Here is an 18,545-nt window from a genome sequence, read left to right as displayed (position 1 = left end):
GAGAGATAACTTTGCTGGACGCCAAAACGTTCGACAGCCTGAAGATCACCCTGGCCACCGGCGACGACATCGCCGTCTGGAGCCACGGTGAGGTGAAGAAGCCGGAGACCATCAACTACCGTACGCTCAAGCCCGAGCGCGACGGCCTGTTCGGTGAGCAGATCTTCGGTCCCACCCGCGACTGGGAGTGCGCGTGTGGCAAGTACAAGCGCGTGCGCTACAAGGGCATCATCTGCGAGAAGTGTGGAGTTGAGGTCACTCGCTCCCGCGTCCGCCGTGAGCGCATGGGTCACATCGACCTCGCCGCCCCCGTCACGCACATCTGGTACTTCAAGGGTGTTCCCTCGCGCCTGGGCTACGTGCTCAACCTCGCGCCCAAGGACCTCGAAAAGGTCATCTACTTCGCTGCCTACATGATCACCGAGGTCGACGAAAAGGGTCGCCACGAGGATCTGGCTGAACTGCGCGCCGAACTCGAAGTGCAGAAGAAGCAGATGGAAAACAACCGCGACGCCACGATCAACGACTTCGCGGAGCAGCTCGAGTCCGACATCGCCGCCCTTGAACGCGACGGTGCCTCGCAGGCGGAGCGCGAGCGCGCACGCAAGCAGGGCGAGCGCGAGATGGCTAAGATCCGCCGCCGCTTCGACGGCGACATTGACGGCCTCGAGGCCGTGTGGGAGCGCTTCAAGGACCTCAAGGTCGGCGACCTCGAGGGCGACGAGCGCCTCTACCGCGCCATGGTGGCCCGCTACGGCACCTACTTCAAGGGTGACATGGGCGCGTCCGCCATCCAGAAGCGCCTGGAGACCTTCGACCTGGTGGCCGAGGTGGCCGCCCTGCGTCAGACCATCTCCTCTGATTCCGGCCCGCGCAAGGCCCGCGCCATCAAGCGTCTGAAGGTCATCAACGCCTTCGTCGCCACCGGCAACTCGCCGGCCTCGATGGTACTGACCAAGATCCCCGTGATCCCGCCGGACCTGCGCCCCATGGTTCAGCTGGACGGCGGTCGCTTCGCGACCTCCGACCTCAACGACCTGTACCGTCGCGTCATCAACCGCAATACTCGACTCAAGCGTCTGCTCGAGCTGGGTGCCCCCGAGATCATCGTCAACAACGAGAAGCGCATGCTTCAGGAGTCCGTTGACGCCCTCTTCGACAACGGTCGCCGTGGCCGCCCCGTCGCGGGTCCGGGCAACCGTCCGCTGAAGTCGATCTCGGACATGCTCAAGGGCAAGCAGGGTCGTTTCCGTCAGAACCTGCTCGGCAAGCGCGTCGACTACTCGGGTCGTTCCGTTATTGTCGTCGGCCCGCAGCTGCAGCTGCACCAGTGTGGTCTGCCCAAGCAGATGGCCCTGGAGCTGTTCAAGCCCTTCGTCATGAAGCGCCTGGTTGAGAAGAACTACGCGCAGAACGTCAAGGCCGCCAAGCGCAAGGTCGAGCGTCAGCGCCCCGAGGTGTGGGACGTCCTCGACGACGTCATCCGCGAGCACCCCGTGCTGCTCAACCGCGCACCTACGCTCCACCGCCTCGGCATCCAGGCGTTCGAGCCGCAGCTGATTGAGGGTAAGGCCATCCAGCTGCACCCCCTCGCCTGTGGCGCGTTCAACGCCGACTTCGACGGCGACCAGATGGCTGTCCACCTGCCGCTGGGCGCTGAAGCGCAGGCCGAGGCCCGCATCCTCATGCTGTCGACGAACAACATCCTCAAGCCCTCCGACGGTCGCCCCGTGGCCATGCCGTCGCAGGACATGATCATCGGTCTGTTCCACCTGACCTCGAACCCCGACCCGTCGATCCCGGTCGAGACGGACGAAGACGGCAACCCCGTGGTCCCGTACTTCTCCAGCCAGGCGGAGGCCCAGATGGCGTTCGACGCCGGCAACCTGGACCTGAATGCGACCGCGCGCATCCGCTTCGCCGACGGCACCGTGCCCCCCGAGGGCTGGGAAGCCCCCGAGGGTTGGGAGAGCGGCGACGAGCTGATCCTCGAGACCAGCCTTGGCCGTGCGATCTTCAACGAACTGCTGCCCACCGACTACCCGTTCGTCAACGAGGTCGTCGGCAAGAAGCAGCTCGGCAACATCGTGAACACGCTGACGCAGCGCTACCCGAACGTGCTCGTCGCGGACTGCCTCGATGCCCTCAAGTCGGCCGGCTTCCACTGGTCGACCTGGTCGGGCATCACGATTGCGTTCTCCGACATTCAGGCATCGCCGCGCAAGCGCGAGATCCTGGCCCGCTACGAGGCCAAGGCCGCTGAGATCGTCGAACAGTTCGAGACGGGTATCATCCTCGAGGAGACCCGCTACGAGGAACTCGTGAAGCTGTGGCTGCAGTGCACCGAAGAGGTCGCCGAGGACATGCGCGCGAACTTCTCCGAGCGCAACACCGTGTACCGCATGGTGAACTCGGGCGCCCGTGGTAACTGGTCGCAGGTTCAGCAGATCGCCGGTATGCGTGGCCTCGTGTCCGACCCGAAGCAGAAGCTGATCGAGCAGCCCATTAAGGCAAACTACCGCGAGGGTCTCACCGTTCTCGAGTACTTCATCGCCACGCACGGTGCCCGTAAGGGCCTGGTCGATACGGCTCTGCGTACCGCCGAGTCGGGCTACCTGACCCGTCGTCTGGTCGACGTCTCCCAGGACGTCATCGTCCGCGAGGCCGACTGTGGCACCCGCGCCGGTCTGAAGATCGACATCGCGAAGAAGAACGAGTTCGGTGAGTGGGAGGCGTCCGACACCATCGAGACGACCGCTTACGCCCGTAACCTCGCCCGCGACGCCGTGAACGAGGCCGGAGAGGTCGTCATGCCCGCGGGCACCGACCTCGGCGACGATCAGCTCGCCGAGCTGGTTGCCGCCGGCGTCTCGCAGATCGTGTGCCGTTCCGTCCTCACCTGTGAGTCTCAGGTCGGCACCTGCGCAAAGTGCTACGGCCGCTCGCTGGCCACCGGCAAGCAGGTCGACATCGGCGAGGCGGTCGGCATTATCGCCGCCCAGTCGATTGGCGAACCCGGCACACAGCTGACGATGCGTACGTTCCACACCGGTGGTGCCGCCTCCGCCGCGGACATCACGCAGGGTCTGCCCCGTGTTCAGGAGCTTTTCGAGGCGCGCAGCCCGAAGGTCGAAGCCAAGATGAACGAGGCAGCCGGTCGTGTCCACATCGACGACGAGGATCCCAGCGCTCGTAAGGTGATCATCACCCGCGACGATGGCAAGGAAGACCTGGTCATTGAGGTGTCGCGTCGCCAGAAGCTCCTCGTGTCCGAGGGCCAGCACATCGCCGCCGGCACCCCGCTGACCGAGGGCCAGCTGGACCCCAAGGAAATCCTGCGCATCATGGGCCGTAACGTGGCCCAGAAGATGCTCGTAGACGAGGTCCAGAAGGTGTACCGCGACCAGGGCGTGGGCATCCACGCCAAGCACATCGAGGTCATCGTCCGTCAGATGCTGCGCCGCGTCACCATCCTGGAGCCCGGCGACACCACGTTCATGCCCGGCGAACTCGTCGACCGCATGGCGTACCTGACGCAGAACCGCCGCGTCGCGTCCGAGGGCGGCCAGCCTGCCTCCGGCCGCCAGATGCTGATGGGTATCACGAAGGCGTCGCTGGCCACGGATTCGTGGCTGAGTGCCGCGTCCTTCCAGGAGACCACCAAGGTCCTGACCGAGGCCGCCATGAACGGCAAGTCGGACTCCCTGGTGGGCCTCAAGGAGAACGTCATCCTCGGTAAGCTCATCCCGGCTGGCACCGGTCTGTCGCGCTACAACGACGTCATCGTCGAGCCGACGGCTGAGGCCATGGCGAACTCGAACTACACCGAGGCCGACTTCGGCGACGGCTCCGTGTCCGAGGACTTCCTCGACGCGCTGGGTGCCATCGACTTCGGCATGAACTTCCGCGAGTAATCCGGTTTCGTGACCGCTTGGGACCCCGGCCTCGTCCGTACACACGTGACGAGGCCGGGGTCCTTTGCGTGGGCACAGTGGCGGGTGTACGGCAGGGGAAGGGCTGGTGGATGGTAGTCAAGTCCCGGGTTGTGTGGAGACTTGTTGAGGTCGTTTCCTTTCGTGTTGTTGCGTGTTGGTTTTCTGCTTGTTGTGTTGTGATGCCACCCGGGGTGAGCTGGGGCGTCGTGCCTGGCCCGCCTTCGTGGTGGTGGTCACCTGTTTGTCGAACCCCTCACCCGAGCCTTGGCCGCCTATTCCGCACGTGAACCCGCTCATCTGAGTGTGGGCAACCGCGCCCACGTGCGGGTTAGGGGGTCGGCGTGTGGAAGAGACGGTTGAAATGCAGGTAGCGGCTTAGCATGCGGAGACACATCGCACGAGAGTTTGGGGAGGCGTCGGAGGCGAAGGCGTACTTGTCAAGGACGAATGCTCGAGCCGTGCTACTGCGGCTGAGATCGATGCTTTCGGGATACATGTGGTTGTCGAGGCTTCGCCCACAGACGTAGAGACTCCTGAGTGACGGGAAGATGTCGAATTCCTAAAAGCGTCGCCATGCTGGATCGGAAAGAAGCCATGTCATCAGTGTCATGCCAGCGTGCGCGGATCACTCTCCAGCCCGCATTGGCCAGGTCGTGCTGGCGGCTGAGCCACTTCCCAGTGTTCTCACATACCTCCTGCTCGTTATCGCCGAACTTCGTACGACCATCAGGTTCGACAATGATCTTCAGGTCAGGAAGGACAATGTCCCCGAAATAGGTGTTGTCTCCTATGATGATCGGATACTGCGTGACGACGCGCCCCGAGTACAGGCTTTTGATAATCCATAGAACCGAGGCCTCGAAAACATTGTCACAGCCACCATCAGCTGCCTTGATGAGCGCCTGAGCGCGCAGATATCCCGAGTGGTTCGGGCATCTGCCGAGCTGAGCGAGCATGTCACGTCGGATATGCTCGCACTTTTCCCGCGAGTCCCCAAGGTTGAACCTGTCGAAACCTGACAGTGAGTGCATCACCATGCATGCTGCGACGAAAGCGTCGCGGGGTTGCTCGTTGAGGGTAAGACGAACGACGGCTTCAACCGGTGATTCGGCTTCGAGGCCGTCGATCTGCGAGATGCTCTGAGGAGCTTTGTTTCGGCAAATGACGGGAACACCGGGCACGACCGTGTGTCGGTGCTGTACTGCAGGATAGGGACGGAGCTGGAAATCAGACTTACTTGGCCACGCCTCGACACAGGAGTTGGTCGACCATGTTGGGATTCCATGGAGAAGTAATGCGCTGTTACCAGTAAAAACCAGGCGCTGCGACGACTGATAGTCGAGTGCATGCAGACGCGCGATGTTGATACTTTGCCAGATCTCCCATGGTCGTGCGTCCTGATCGCCGTGCAGGCGAACGCGATAGCCTCGTCTGATAAGGAGAATATCGGGGTCTGTAAGGATCGCGGCGCGGCTGTGCCGATGGGTTCGAAGAGTTTCAATGCTGATCATGCTCTAGATCTATCCCGGGGAAGAACAGAGTTCCAGCCGCGACGGGACACCTGTGGATAGTCATCGTGCTGGCGAGTCGCCTGTGCATAGAAGCGCGTAAAGAAGAGCCTGTGGACAGCGTGGCTGCCCTCTACTTCGTGACGTACACGCTCCGCTATTCTGAACCTCGGCCCTCTAATCCGCACGCGAACCCTCTCATCGGAGTGTGGGCAAGGGTGCCCACGTGCGGAATAGCGGGTTAACGTGCGGACAAGAGACAGGGAGTCGGCACAACATGTGAGAGCACAACGTGGCGAGAGGAAACTGTCAGCAGTGCAGATGTGAAATCTCGGCACCACAGGGATCGTTGCGGATAACAGGAAGCCTCAGCGCTGCGCATGGGAGACGACCCCAGGAAACCGGCCCCGGCCTCGTCAATGAGTGGCGAAACACAAGGCACACCCTTTGACGCCCGACGAGGTTCCCCGCTATCCTTGAGGGTGGTTCCCGCTTCTGTGGAACCTCTGTGCCCGGGCAACCGGGAGCGGGCTCCGTCCGTCGGAGCTCCGGGCGTCATCCTCTGACCCGCGTGGTTATCATGGCGCACCGGCCCCCTGCGGACACGTGTGCCCACACGGGGTTTTACGGTCGCGGAAGACTGACAATCAGGGCAGCCCCTCGAAGTGAGGGGAGGCCGCCGACGGAAAGAAACTGGAGACCCAGTGCCTACCATTCAGCAGCTCGTCCGCAAGGGACGTGTCTCGAAGCGCGCGAAGGTGAAGACCCCCGCGCTGAAGGGCTCCCCCCAGCGTCGCGGCGTGTGCACCCGCGTGTACACCACCACGCCGAAGAAGCCGAACTCGGCTCTGCGAAAGGTCGCTCGTGTGCGCCTTTCGTCCGGCATCGAAGTCACCGCGTACATCCCCGGTGAGGGTCACAACCTGCAGGAGCACTCGATCGTGCTCGTGCGCGGTGGTCGTGTGAAGGACCTGCCCGGCGTGCGTTACCGCATCGTCCGCGGTTCGCTGGACACCCAGGGTGTCCGCGGCCGTCAGCAGGCCCGTTCCCGTTACGGCGCGAAGAAGGAGAAGAAGTAATGCCTCGTAAGGGCCCCGCTCCCCGCCGCCCCCTCGTCGATGACCCGGTCTACGGCTCCAAGGTCGTGACCCAGCTGGTCAACCGCGTTCTCCTCGACGGCAAGAAGACCGTCGCCGAGCGCATCGTCTACGGCGCACTCGAGACCGTTCGCGAGCGCACTGAGCAGGAGCCCGTCTCCGTGCTCAAGCGTGCCCTCGAGAACATCCGTCCGGCCCTTGAGGTCCGCTCCCGCCGCGTCGGCGGCGCGACCTACCAGGTCCCCGTCGAGGTTCGCCCCGCGCGCGCCACGACGCTGGCCCTGCGCTGGCTGGTCGACTTCTCGCGTCAGCGTCGCGAGAAGACCATGACCGAGCGTCTCGCCAACGAGATCCTCGACGCCTCCAACGGCCTCGGTGCCGCTGTGAAGCGCCGTGAGGACATGCACAAGATGGCTGAGTCCAACCGCGCCTTCGCGCACTACCGCTGGTGATGTAAAGACGAGGCCTGGGCAACCGGGCCTCGTCTCACGCAGCAATAACACCTATCACTTCGAACGAAGGAACCACACTCGTGGCACTAGAGGTGCTGACGGATCTCAACAAGGTCCGCAACATTGGCATCATGGCTCACATCGATGCCGGCAAGACGACCGTGACGGAACGAATCCTGTTCTACACGGGCATCAACTACAAGATCGGCGAGACGCACGACGGTGCCTCGACGACCGACTGGATGGAACAGGAAAAGGAACGCGGCATCACGATTACGTCCGCCGCAGTCACCTCTTTCTGGAACGGTAACCAGATCAACATTATTGACACCCCCGGTCACGTTGACTTCACCGTTGAGGTTGAGCGCTCGCTGCGCGTCCTCGACGGCGCTGTCGCCGTGTTCGACGGCAAGGAGGGCGTCGAGCCCCAGTCCGAGACCGTGTGGCGTCAGGCCGACAAGTACGACGTCCCCCGTATCTGCTTCATCAACAAGATGGATAAGATGGGTGCCGACTTCTACTTCTCGGTTGGAACGATTAAGGATCGTCTTCACGCGACCCCGATCGTCATGCAGCTCCCGATGGGTGCCGAGAACGACTTCGTTGGCAACATCGACCTGCTGACCATGGAGGCGCTGACCTACCCGGCCAAGGACGACAAGGGCAACGACACGCTCGGCTCCCTCGTTGTGCGCGGCCCCATCCCGGAGGAGTACCAGGAGCAGGCCGAGGAGTACCGTGAGGCCCTCGTCGAGGCCGCCGCTGAGGGCTCGGACGAGCTGACCGAGGCGTACCTGGAGAACGGCGACCTGACGCTCGAGCAGATCAAGGAAGGTATCCGCCTCCTGACCATCTCCTCTCGCGCCTTCCCCGTGTACTGCGGTACCGCTCTGCGCAACATGGGTGTGCAGCCCGTCCTCGACGCCGTCGTGGACTTCCTGCCCTCGCCGCTCGACATCGGCGACGTTCGCGGCTTCCTCCCCGGCTCTGAGACCGAGGAAGAGACCGAGGTTCGTAAGCCCGACGAGAAGGAACCCTTCTCCGCTCTCGCCTTCAAGATCGCCGCGCACCCCTTCTACGGCAAGCTCACCTTCATCCGCGTGTATTCCGGCAAGGTTGAGTCCGGTTCCCAGGTCCTCAACTCGACCAAGGGTAAGAAGGAGCGCATCGGCAAGATCTTCCAGATGCACTCCAACAAGGAGAACCCCGTCGACGTGGCGCACGCTGGCCACATCTATGCGGTCATCGGCCTGAAGGATACGACCACGGGTGACACGCTTGCCGCTATCGACAAGCCGATCGTCCTCGAGTCGATGACCTTCCCCGCCCCCGTTATCCAGGTCGCCGTCGAGCCTAAGTCGAAGGCTGACCAGGAGAAGATGGGCGTTGCCATCCAGAAGCTCGCGGAAGAGGACCCGACGTTCACCGTCGAGCTTGATCCCGAGACCGGCCAGACCATCATTGGTGGTATGGGCGAGCTGCACCTCGACATCATCGTCGACCGTATGCGTCGCGAATTCAAGGTCGAGGCCAACGTGGGTAACCCGATGGTTGCCTACCGTGAGACCATCCGCAAGAAGGTCGAGAAGTACGAGTACACGCACAAGAAGCAGACCGGTGGTTCCGGCCAGTTCGCGCGTGTCATCATCGCCCTTGAACCCCTCCCCGCCGACTCCGAGGAAGAGTACATGTTCGAGGACAAGGTCACCGGTGGCCGCGTCCCGCGCGAGTACATCCCCTCGGTCGATGCGGGCATCAAGGACGCCATGCAGTCCGGCGTTCTCGCCGGTTACCCGATGGTTGACATCAAGGCCACGCTGCTCGATGGCGCCTACCACGAGGTTGACTCCTCCGAAATGGCGTTCAAGGTTGCTGGCTCGATGGCGCTGAAGGAAGCCGCCAAGAAGGCGAGCCCCGTCCTCCTCGAGCCGATCATGGCTGTCGAGGTCCGTACTCCCGAAGAGTACATGGGCGACGTCATCGGTGACCTGAACTCCCGTCGTGGCCAGATCTCCTCGATGGATGAGCAGCACGGCGTCCGCGTCGTCAAGGCTCAGGTGCCGCTGTCCGAGATGTTCGGATACGTGGGCGACCTGCGTTCTAAGACGCAGGGCCGCGCTGTCTACTCCATGGAGTTCGACAGCTACGCCGAGGTTCCGCGCGCCGTCGCGGATGAGATCGTCGGCAAGTCTCGGGGCAACTGAGTCCCACCGGGGGTTCGTGGGGGCAGGGTGACCTGCCCCTGCGAGCCGCCTCACACACAAGTAAACCCAGTAGGTCTCAAGCCCTAGGGGTGTTAAGCTGACACCTAGCCGTAGGCTGAGAATATCTACCCGAGTCCAGGAGGACACAAGTGGCGAAGGCCAAGTTTGAGCGCACCAAGCCGCACGTCAACATCGGCACGATTGGTCACGTTGACCACGGCAAGACGACGCTGACGGCAGCTATCACGAAGGTGCTGCACGACAAGTACCCCGATCTGAACGAGTACACCCCCTTCGATCAGGTCGACAACGCTCCCGAGGAGCGCGATCGTGGTATCACGATCAACGTCTCCCACGTCGAGTACCAGACCGAGAAGCGTCACTACGCTCACGTTGACGCCCCCGGCCACGCCGACTACGTCAAGAACATGATCACCGGCGCTGCCCAGATGGACGGCGCGATCCTCGTGGTCGCCGCCACCGACGGCCCCATGGCGCAGACCCGCGAGCACGTTCTGCTCGCCCGTCAGGTCGGCGTTCCCACCATCCTCATCGCCCTCAACAAGTCTGACATGGTCGATGACGAGGAAATGATGGAACTGGTCGAGGAAGAGTGCCGCGACCTGCTCGAGTCCCAGGACTTCGATCGCGACGCCCCGATCATCCAGGTTTCCGCTCTGAAGGCCCTCGAGGGTGACCCGGAGTGGGTTGCCAAGGTTGAGGAGCTCATGGACGCGGTGGATTCCTACATCCCCACCCCCGAGCGTGACATGGACAAGCCCTTCCTCATGCCGATCGAGGACGTCTTCACGATCACCGGTCGTGGCACCGTCGTCACCGGTCGTGTTGAGCGTGGCAAGCTGCCCATCAACTCCGAGGTCGAGATCCTCGGTATCCGTGAGCCCCAGAAGACCACGGTTACCGGCATCGAGATGTTCCACAAGTCCATGGACGAGGCCTGGGCTGGCGAGAACTGTGGTCTGCTCCTCCGCGGCACCAAGCGCGACGAGGTTGAGCGCGGCCAGGTTGTGGCCCGCCCCGGCTCCATCACGCCCCACACCGAGTTCGAGGGCCAGGTCTACATCCTCAAGAAGGAAGAGGGCGGCCGCCACAACCCCTTCTTCTCGAACTACCGTCCGCAGTTCTACTTCCGTACCACGGACGTGACCGGCGTCATCACCCTCCCCGAGGGCACCGACATGGTCATGCCTGGCGACACCACCGAGATCTCCGTTGAGCTGATCCAGCCCATCGCCATGGAGCCCGGCCTCGGCTTCGCTATCCGTGAGGGTGGCCGCACCGTTGGTTCCGGTCGTGTCACCAAGATCATCAAGTGAATCACCCTCTGAGTTTGTCTCAGGTCTGATTCGCTGCTGATCCAGCGGCATTGAGGGTCCCACCTCCGCAAGGAGGTGGGACCCTTCGCTATACCAGCGCGGGTGGGTGCCTTGTTCCTATGGTGTGGGTACGAGGACGGGGTGCGTGGCGCGCGGGAGGCCAGCGCAGCCACGGCCTCGTAGCGGATTGCCTCGCGTCGTGTGTTCGTCGAATCGAGCCGCCTATGGGGGGAGGGGGTAGCCAGTGGTGGAGGGCGGGGGAGTGGGCGCGAGGATGGTGCATTCGCGCACACCACCCCTTGTCACCGCAGGCCATAACGCTGATTTTCGTGACGCTGTGACGCATCCCCAGTTGCGACACGCCCGAGTGCGGGGTACGGTAGTTTCTTGGTGACGGTCAGGGCTGTATCTGCGGATTTGATCGTCGCGTGCGCCACTCTGTCGGTGGTTTCACATGCGAGAACGCCCCCTTGGGTTTGTGCCCGTGGGTGGAACTCTGACAGAATGGCACGGTTGCCCCAGCGTATCTGGGGTGGCCCATGCGTGCCATCACGTATGGGTCGGGCAATATGCCCAAGATCTTTGGACAAGACGTCGGTCCGCGCGAGGGATCGCGAGCACAACGGCTGCGACACGCCCGAGTGCGGGGACCGGCGGCGAATCTGTACGAGAAGAGGTAAGACGGCATGGCGGGACAGAAGATCCGCATCCGGCTCAAGTCGTATGACCACGAGGTCATCGACAGCTCCGCGCGCAAGATCGTGGACACCGTACAGCGTGCTGGCGCCACGGTCGTGGGCCCGGTGCCGCTGCCGACCGAGAAGAACGTGTTCGTCGTTATTCGGTCGCCCCACAAGTACAAGGACAGCCGCGAGCACTTTGAAATGCGCACGCACAAGCGGCTCATCGACATCATCGACCCGACCCCCAAGGCCGTCGACTCGCTTATGCGCCTCGACCTGCCTGCGGACGTCAACATCGAGATCAAGCTCTGAGGACATCTGCAATGACTAACAAGAAGCAGCACGCTGGCGCGCCCATCAAGGCGCTGCTCGGCCGCAAGCTCGGCATGACCCAGGTCTGGGATGCCGACGGCCACCTCGTGCCCCTGACTGTCGTGCAGGTCGGCACCAACGTCGTGACCCAGGTTCGTACCGAAGAGGTCGACGGCTACTCCGCTATTCAGCTTGGCTTCGGTGAGATTGACTCCCGTAAGGTCACCAAGCCCCTGCAGGGCCATTTCGAGAAGGCTGGGGTTGCCCCCCGCCGTCACCTCGCTGAGGTCCGCACGTCCGAGCAGGACTCTTACGAGCTCGGTCAGGAACTCGACGCCGCCACCTTCGAGGCTGGCCAGTCTGTCGACGTTTCCGGCACCACCAAGGGCAAGGGCTTTGCCGGCGTTATGAAGCGTCACGGCTTCGCCGGTGTTTCCGCCTCCCACGGTGCGCACCGCAACCACCGCAAGCCCGGTTCTATCGGCGCTTGCGCGACCCCCGGTCGCATCTTCAAGGGCCTGCGCATGGCCGGCCGCATGGGTGGCAACCGTCGTACTGTTCAGAACCTGACGATCCAGGCCGTGGACACCGAGAAGGGTCTGCTGCTCATCAGCGGCGCTATCCCGGGTCCGAAGAACGGCGTGGTCCTGGTTCGCTCCTCCGTGAAGGGTGCGTGATCATGGCTGACGATCGTAACGTTGACGTCATCGACCTCAAGGGCAAGAAGGCGGGTACCGTCGTTCTCCCCGGTTCGACCTTTGACGTCCCCACCAATATTCCGCTGATGCACCAGGTTGTCGTCGCTCAGCTTGCGGCCGCTCGTCAGGGCACGCACGCGACGAAGACCCGCGGTGATGTCGCTGGTGGCGGCAAGAAGCCGTTCCGCCAGAAGGGCACCGGTAACGCTCGCCAGGGCTCCATCCGTGCGCCTCACTTCACCGGCGGCGGCGTCGTCCACGGCCCTCAGCCGCGTGACTACGACCAGCGCACCCCCAAGAAGATGAAGCAGGGCGCGCTGCGCTCCGCTCTGTCCGACCGTGCGCGCGCCGACCGCATCCACGTTGTCACCGCCCTGTTCGAAGGTGAGAAGCCCTCGACTAAGGCTGCTTTGGCCGCCCTGCGCGCCATCGTCGAGGACCGTCAGGCTCTCGTCGTCCTCGAGCGTGGCAACGAACTGACCGCGCTGTCCCTGCGCAACGTTCCCGAGGTTCACGTCCTGTGGGCCGACCAGCTGAACACGTATGACGTCCTGGACGCCGATGACATCGTCTTCACGCAGGCCGCCCTTGAGTCCTTCCTCGGTACCAAGGAGGAGACCAAGTGAGCACGATTGAAGCGGGCAAGAACCCCCGCGACATCATCCTGAAGCCGGTCACCACCGAGAAGTCGCTCGCCCTGATGGACCTGGGCAAGTACACCTTCGAGGTTGACCCCCGCGCGAACAAGACCGAGATCAAGATTGCCCTGGAGCGCATCTTCGGCGTCAAGATCGGTTCCATCGCGACCCAGAACCGCAAGGGCAAGACCTACCGCACCCGCAACGGGATCGGTAAGCGCAAGGACGTCAAGCGTGCCATCGTCACCGTGCGTGAGGGCACCATCGACATCTTCGGCGATCAGGCCTGAGGACCGAAGGGACATTTGAACAATGGGAATTCGCAAGTACAAGCCCACGACTCCGGGCCGTCGCTTCTCGTCTGTCTCTGACTTTGTCGAGATCACGCGCGACACCCCCGAGAAGTCGCTGCTGCGCCCGCTGCACAAGACCGGTGGCCGTAACAACAACGGTCGCGTGACCTCCCGCCACCGCGGCGGCGGCCACAAGCGCCAGTACCGCGTGATTGACTTCCGTCGTCACGACAAGGACGGCGTTCCGGCGACGGTCGCTCACATCGAGTACGACCCCAACCGCACCGCTCGTATCGCTCTCCTGCACTACGCGGACGGCGAGAAGCGCTACATCCTCGCTCCGTCCGGCCTCAAGCAGGGCGATCACATCGAGGCTGGCGTTGGTGCCGACATCAAGCCAGGCAACTCGCTGCAGCTGCGCAACATCCCCCTGGGTACCGTTGTGCACGCCGTTGAACTCTACCCGGGCGGCGGCGCCAAGATCGCTCGCTCCGCTGGCACCTCCGTGCAGCTCGTCGCTAAGGAAGGCCGCTTCGCTCAGCTGCGTATGCCCTCCGGCGAGATCCGCAACGTCGAGGCCACCTGCCGCGCCACCATCGGCGAGGTCGGTAACGCTGAGCAGTCGAACATCAACTGGGGCAAGGCCGGTCGCATGCGCTGGAAGGGCAAGCGTCCGCACGTCCGTGGTGTCGTCATGAACCCGGTTGATCACCCGCACGGCGGTGGTGAAGGCCGTACGTCCGGTGGTCGTCACCCCGTGTCGCCTTGGGGCAAGCCCGAGGGCCGTACGCGTCGTCCGAAGAAGGCGTCCGATCGTCTGATCGTCCGCCGTCGCAAGACCGGCAAGAACCGCTGAGTAGGAGTCGATTGAAATGCCGCGTAGTTTGAAGAAGGGCCCGTTCGTCGATGACCACCTGCTCAAGAAGGTCGACGCCGCGAACGAATCCGGCTCGAAGAACGTCATCAAGACCTGGTCGCGTCGCTCGGTCATCACCCCGGACTTCCTGGGTCTGACCATCGCCGTCCACGACGGCCGTAAGCATGTGCCCGTTTTCGTCACCGAGTCGATGGTGGGCCACAAGCTCGGCGAGTTCGCTCCCACGCGTACTTTCCGCAGCCACGACAAGGACGATCGTAAGGGACGTCGGCGCTGAGCCGGCCCCACGGAAGAAGAGGCAGATACATGGAAGCCAAGGCGCAGGCGCGATTCATCCGCGTCACGCCCCAGAAGTCCCGCCGTGTTGTGAACGAGGTTCGCGGCAAGCGTGTTCTGGAGGCCGCCGACATTCTGCGGTTCGCCCCGCAGGCCGTCGCCACCGATGTCCGCAAGGTGCTGCTGAGCGCAGTCGCCAACTCGAAGGTCAAGGCTGAGAACGCCGGCGAGACCTTCAACGAGGCCGATCTGCTCGTGCTCGAGGCATACGTGGACGAGGGCCCGACCATGAAGCGCATCCGTCCCCGTGCTCAGGGACGCGCCGGTCGTATCCTCAAGCGCACCTCCCACATCACCATCGTGGTGGGGACCAAGGAAGACAAGAAGAAGGGAGACCGCTGATATGGGTCAGAAGGTCAACCCCCGCGGGTTCCGTCTGGGAATCACGACTGACCACCGGTCTCGCTGGTTCTCCGACTCCACCACCAAGGGACAGCGCTACGCGGACTACGTGGCCGAAGATGTCGCGATCCGCAAGTTCCTGACCGACAACCTCGAGCGCGCCGGCATCGCCGAGGTGGCAATCGAGCGTACGCGTGACCGTGTTCGTGTCGACCTGCACACCGCCCGCCCGGGTATCGTCATCGGTCGCCGTGGTGCCGAGGCCGACCGCCTGCGCGTTCAGCTTGAGAAGCTGACGGGCAAGCAGGTTCAGCTGAACATCCTCGAGGTCAAGAACCCCGACCTCGAAGCGCAGCTCGTTGCGCAGGGCATCGCTGAGCAGCTCGCTGCCCGCGTGTCCTTCCGTCGTGCGATGCGTAAGGGCATTCAGTCCGCGCAGCGCGCTGGCGCCAAGGGCATTCGTGTCCAGGTGTCCGGCCGCCTGGGTGGCGCCGAAATGTCCCGCTCCGAGTTCTACCGCGAGGGCCGCGTGCCGCTGCACACCCTCCGCGCGAACATCGACTACGGATTCCACGAGGCCCGCACGACCTTCGGTCGTATCGGCGTCAAGGTGTGGATCTACAAGGGCGACATCACCGAGCGCGAGTTCGCTCGCCAGCAGGCCGAGCAGGCCCAGCGTGGTGGACGCCGCGATGGCCGCCGTGGCCCCCGCCGCGGTGGACGCCCCAACCAGGAGACCGCTGCGCAGCAGGCCCCCCGTGAGGCTTCCGCCTCCGAGGCAGCTGCGCCCACGACCGGATCGGAGGCCTGAGCCCAATGCTCATTCCCCGTCGGACTAAGTACCGCAAGCAGCACCGTCCTCACCGCACTGGCTTCGCGTCCGGTGGCACCGAACTGGCGTTCGGCGACTACGGCATCCAGGCTCTCGAGGGTGCCTACATCACCAACCGTCAGATTGAGGCGGCTCGTATTGCCGTGACCCGTCACATCAAGCGTGGCGGTAAGGTCTGGATCAACATTTTCCCGGACCGCCCGCTGACCAAGAAGCCCGCCGAAACTCGAATGGGTTCCGGTAAGGGTGCTCCGGAGTGGTGGGTTGCCCCCGTCAAGCCCGGACGTGTCATGTTCGAGCTGGCAGGCGTCCCCGAGGAGCTCGCTCGCGAGGCCCTCAGCCGTGCCCAGCACAAGCTTCCTATCAAGACCCGTTTCGTGGTCCGAGAGGGTGGTGACATCTGATGGCAGATAAGGGTCTGACCACCGAGGCACTCGACGCCATGGACAATGCCCAGCTCACCAAGGAGCTGGAGAAGGCCAAGGCCGAGCTGTTCAACCTGCGTTTCGCGCAGGCCGTTGGCAACCTCGAGGATCACGGTCGCATGAAGACCGTGCGCCGCGACATTGCCCGGATCTACACCATCGCGCGTGAGCGGGAGCTTGGCTACCGCACCGCCCCGAGCACTGAGGAGTGAGCCTGATGGCAGAAACCACCGCTCGTAACGAGCGTAAGGTCCGTCGCGGCTACGTCGTCAGCGACAAGATGGACAAGACCGTTGTCGTCCAGATCGAGGACCGCGTCAAGCACGCCCTCTACGGCAAGGTCATGCGCAAGAACAAGAAGGTCAAGGTTCACGACGAGCACAACGAGTGCGGCGTCGGCGATCTCGTCCTCATCATGGAGACCCGCCCGCTGTCGGCCACCAAGCGCTGGCGCGTTGTGGAGATCCTCGAAAAGGCGAAGTGACCTTCGCTCACAGACCGAAATCCGTTCGGCAAGGCTCGACCGGTACAACCCGGGAGAGAACCGGCACGACGACAGGAGTCAATAGAAAATGATCCAGCAGGAGTCGCGACTGAAGGTCGCCGACAACACAGGGGCCAAGGAGATCCTGACCATCCGTGTTCTCGGTGGCTCGGGTCGGCGCTACGCGGGTATCGGCGACACGATCGTCGCCACCGTGAAGGACGCCATCCCCGGCGGCAACGTCAAGAAGGGCGAAGTCGTCAAGGCAGTGATCGTTCGCACGCGTAAGGAAACCCGCCGCCCCGACGGTTCCTACATTCGTTTCGACGAGAATGCGGCCGTCATCATCAACAACAATGGCGAGCCGCGTGGCACGCGTATCTTCGGCCCCGTGGGCCGCGAGCTGCGCGACAAGAAGTTCATGCGTATCGTCTCCCTCGCTCCGGAGGTGATCTGATCCATGGCAGCCAAGATTCGTAAGAATGACCTCGTGGAGGTCGTTCGCGGACGCACGTCCGACGAGCAGGCGCTGGCCAAGCGCAACGCCCGCCGCGCCGAGGAGGGCCTCGAGCCCTTGAAGCCCGGCGACAAGGGCAAGCAGGGCCGCGTCATCCAGGTGTTCCCGGCCGAGGGCAAGGTCCTCGTCGAGGGCATCAACCTCAAGACGCGCCACGTGCGCCAGGGCCAGCAGGGTAGCGCTGGCGGCATCGAGACCATCGAGGCCCCCATCTCGCTGTCCAAGGTCGCTCTGGTCGACCCCGAGACCAAGAAGCGCGTCCGCGTCGGTTTCCGCGAGGACACCGTTGAGCGCGGCGGCCGCACCCGCACCGTCCGAGTCCGCGTGACCCGTGGCGGCGCGAAGCGCGGCGTTGAGCAGGGCAAGGAGATCTGAGCATGGCCCCGCGTCTGAAGGAAAAGTACGTCTCCGAGATCCGCGAGGCGCTCCGTGCTGAGTTCAAGCACGAGAACGTCATGCAGGTCGGCGGACTGACGAAGATCGTCGTCAACATGGGCGTCGGCGAGGCCGCTCGCGATTCGAAGGCACTCGAGGGCGCGATCCGCGACCTCACCGCTATCACCGGCCAGAAGCCCGTGACCACCCGCGCCAAGAAGTCCATTGCGCAGTTCAAGCTGCGTGAGGGCCAGGCGATCGGTGCGCACGTCACGCTTCGCGGTGACCGCATGTGGGAGTTCCTGGACCGCCTCCTCTCGACGGCGCTTCCCCGTATCCGTGACTTCCGCGGACTGTCCTCCAAGCAGTTCGACGGTCACGGTAACTACACCTTCGGTCTCACGGAGCAGTCGATGTTCCACGAGATCGACCAGGACTCGATCGACCGAGTGCGCGGCATGGACATCACGGTTGTCACCTCGGCCACCACCGACGAAGAGGGTCGCGCCCTTCTCCGTCACCTCGGCTTCCCGTTCAAGGAGGACTGACCCATGGCCAAGACATCCCTGAAGGTCAAGGCTGCCCGCAAGCCGAAGTTCGGCGTGCGTGCCTACACCCGGTGCAACCGTTGCGGTCGTCCGCACTCGGTGTACCGCAAGTTCGGACTGTGCCGCGTGTGCCTGCGCGAGCTCGCCCACCGTGGCGAACTCCCCGGTGTCACCAAGAGCAGCTGGTAAAACGAACGTCGCAGGTCCCGGGTAACTGGAGAAACCGCGACGAGGAAGGGGAATAAACCCCCATGACAATGACAGACCCGATTGCAGACATGCTGACGCGTCTGCGCAACGCGAATCGTGCGCACCACGATACGGTCTCCATGCCGTACTCGAAGCTCAAGAACGCGATTGCGAACATCCTGGTCGAGGAAGGCTACATTGCCTCGACCACCGTCGAGGATGCCCGCGTGGGCAAGACCCTGACGATCAACCTAAAGTACGGCTCGCACCGTGAGGCTGCGATACAGGGGCTCAAGCGCGTGTCCAAGCCCGGTCTGCGCGTGTACGCCAAGTCCACCAACCTGCCCAAGGTCCGCGGCGGCCTCGGCGTGGCTATCCTGTCCACGTCCTCCGGCCTGCTCACCGACCGTCAGGCAGCCGAGAAGGGTGTGGGTGGGGAAGTCCTCGCCTACATCTGGTGATG

At 63.5% G+C, this 18,545-nt stretch carries 22 protein-coding genes; 21 read left to right on the top strand and 1 reads right to left on the bottom strand.

What is annotated here, in order from left to right; genetic code table 11:
• Positions 1-11 precede the first annotated feature (11 nt).
• Complete coding sequence (locus tag QZ149_RS02030; protein ID WP_009649080.1) at positions 12-3,914, top strand: DNA-directed RNA polymerase subunit beta'; 3,903 nt, start codon at positions 12-14, stop codon at positions 3,912-3,914.
• A 482-nt stretch (positions 3,915-4,396) separates the two neighbouring features.
• Here QZ149_RS02030 and QZ149_RS02025 read toward each other — a convergent pair whose 3' ends face one another.
• Positions 4,397-5,446, bottom strand: a complete 1,050-nt coding sequence (locus tag QZ149_RS02025; RefSeq protein WP_291449332.1) for a hypothetical protein — start codon at positions 5,444-5,446, stop codon at positions 4,397-4,399.
• A gap of 701 nt (positions 5,447-6,147) precedes the next feature.
• Between QZ149_RS02025 and rpsL the strand changes: the two genes are divergently transcribed.
• From rpsL to rpsH, 20 genes are all read left to right on the top strand, one after another.
• Positions 6,148-6,522, top strand: coding sequence for a 30S ribosomal protein S12 (gene rpsL, locus QZ149_RS02020; protein ID WP_003790639.1), 375 nt, complete (start codon positions 6,148-6,150; stop codon positions 6,520-6,522).
• Positions 6,522-6,992, top strand: a complete 471-nt coding sequence (gene rpsG, locus QZ149_RS02015; protein WP_003790637.1) for a 30S ribosomal protein S7 — start codon at positions 6,522-6,524, stop codon at positions 6,990-6,992. Before rpsL ends, rpsG begins: the two co-directional genes overlap by 1 nt.
• 80 nt (positions 6,993-7,072) lie before the next feature.
• Positions 7,073-9,196 (top strand): elongation factor G, encoded by a 2,124-nt coding sequence (fusA, locus tag QZ149_RS02010; RefSeq protein ID WP_291449325.1) that lies wholly within the window; start codon positions 7,073-7,075, stop codon positions 9,194-9,196.
• Positions 9,197-9,345: 149 nt separating this feature from the next.
• A complete protein-coding gene (tuf, locus tag QZ149_RS02005; protein ID WP_291449323.1) occupies positions 9,346-10,533 on the top strand; it encodes an elongation factor Tu in 1,188 nt (395 codons plus the stop codon).
• A gap of 686 nt (positions 10,534-11,219) precedes the next feature.
• Positions 11,220-11,528, top strand: a complete 309-nt coding sequence (rpsJ, locus tag QZ149_RS02000) for a 30S ribosomal protein S10 (protein ID WP_003790631.1) — start codon at positions 11,220-11,222, stop codon at positions 11,526-11,528.
• A gap of 11 nt (positions 11,529-11,539) precedes the next feature.
• Positions 11,540-12,205 carry a 50S ribosomal protein L3 gene (rplC, locus tag QZ149_RS01995; protein WP_009649101.1) on the top strand — a complete coding sequence of 222 codons (666 nt, stop codon included), beginning with the start codon at positions 11,540-11,542 and terminating at the stop codon, positions 12,203-12,205.
• 2 nt (positions 12,206-12,207) lie between these two features.
• On the top strand, positions 12,208-12,852 hold the full coding sequence (rplD, locus tag QZ149_RS01990; RefSeq protein WP_291449320.1) for a 50S ribosomal protein L4: 645 nt from the start codon (positions 12,208-12,210) through the stop codon (positions 12,850-12,852).
• On the top strand, positions 12,849-13,154 hold the full coding sequence (gene rplW, locus QZ149_RS01985) for a 50S ribosomal protein L23 (protein ID WP_003790626.1): 306 nt from the start codon (positions 12,849-12,851) through the stop codon (positions 13,152-13,154). The genes rplD and rplW overlap by 4 nt, the downstream gene beginning before the upstream one ends.
• 22 nt (positions 13,155-13,176) lie before the next feature.
• Positions 13,177-14,013: a 50S ribosomal protein L2 gene (gene rplB, locus QZ149_RS01980; protein ID WP_009649090.1), complete on the top strand. Its 837-nt coding sequence runs from the start codon at positions 13,177-13,179 to the stop codon at positions 14,011-14,013.
• Between the two features lie 16 nt (positions 14,014-14,029).
• Positions 14,030-14,311: a 30S ribosomal protein S19 gene (gene rpsS / locus QZ149_RS01975; RefSeq protein WP_003790621.1), complete on the top strand. Its 282-nt coding sequence runs from the start codon at positions 14,030-14,032 to the stop codon at positions 14,309-14,311.
• A gap of 29 nt (positions 14,312-14,340) precedes the next feature.
• Positions 14,341-14,712: a 50S ribosomal protein L22 gene (gene rplV, locus QZ149_RS01970; RefSeq protein WP_003790620.1), complete on the top strand. Its 372-nt coding sequence runs from the start codon at positions 14,341-14,343 to the stop codon at positions 14,710-14,712.
• A gap of 1 nt (position 14,713) precedes the next feature.
• Positions 14,714-15,523 carry a 30S ribosomal protein S3 gene (gene rpsC, locus QZ149_RS01965; RefSeq protein WP_291449319.1) on the top strand — a complete coding sequence of 270 codons (810 nt, stop codon included), beginning with the start codon at positions 14,714-14,716 and terminating at the stop codon, positions 15,521-15,523.
• Between the two features lie 5 nt (positions 15,524-15,528).
• On the top strand, positions 15,529-15,948 hold the full coding sequence (rplP, locus tag QZ149_RS01960) for a 50S ribosomal protein L16 (protein WP_009649094.1): 420 nt from the start codon (positions 15,529-15,531) through the stop codon (positions 15,946-15,948).
• On the top strand, positions 15,948-16,181 hold the full coding sequence (rpmC, locus tag QZ149_RS01955; RefSeq protein WP_009649092.1) for a 50S ribosomal protein L29: 234 nt from the start codon (positions 15,948-15,950) through the stop codon (positions 16,179-16,181). The genes rplP and rpmC overlap by 1 nt, the downstream gene beginning before the upstream one ends.
• Positions 16,182-16,186: 5 nt before the next feature.
• Positions 16,187-16,453, top strand: coding sequence for a 30S ribosomal protein S17 (gene rpsQ, locus QZ149_RS01950; protein WP_003790611.1), 267 nt, complete (start codon positions 16,187-16,189; stop codon positions 16,451-16,453).
• 88 nt (positions 16,454-16,541) lie between these two features.
• Positions 16,542-16,910, top strand: a complete 369-nt coding sequence (rplN, locus tag QZ149_RS01945) for a 50S ribosomal protein L14 (protein ID WP_003790609.1) — start codon at positions 16,542-16,544, stop codon at positions 16,908-16,910.
• Positions 16,911-16,913: 3 nt separating this feature from the next.
• The gene (gene rplX, locus QZ149_RS01940) at positions 16,914-17,345 is read left to right on the top strand and encodes a 50S ribosomal protein L24 (protein WP_291449318.1); all 432 of its coding nucleotides are present in this window, start codon (positions 16,914-16,916) and stop codon (positions 17,343-17,345) included.
• 2 nt (positions 17,346-17,347) lie between these two features.
• Positions 17,348-17,893, top strand: a complete 546-nt coding sequence (rplE, locus tag QZ149_RS01935) for a 50S ribosomal protein L5 (protein ID WP_009058550.1) — start codon at positions 17,348-17,350, stop codon at positions 17,891-17,893.
• Between the two features lie 3 nt (positions 17,894-17,896).
• Positions 17,897-18,082 (top strand): type Z 30S ribosomal protein S14, encoded by a 186-nt coding sequence (locus tag QZ149_RS01930; RefSeq protein ID WP_003790603.1) that lies wholly within the window; start codon positions 17,897-17,899, stop codon positions 18,080-18,082.
• Between the two features lie 62 nt (positions 18,083-18,144).
• Entirely contained in the window at positions 18,145-18,543 is a 399-nt protein-coding gene (rpsH, locus tag QZ149_RS01925) for a 30S ribosomal protein S8 (protein ID WP_009649076.1), read from the top strand.
• The last annotated feature ends 2 nt before the right edge of the window (positions 18,544-18,545 follow it).

It is taken from the genome of Actinomyces sp. ICM47, assembly GCF_905369875.1.
In the GTDB taxonomy this organism is placed as follows: Bacteria; Actinomycetota; Actinomycetes; order Actinomycetales; family Actinomycetaceae; genus Pauljensenia.
This window is presented reverse-complemented; position numbering and strand designations above follow the sequence as displayed.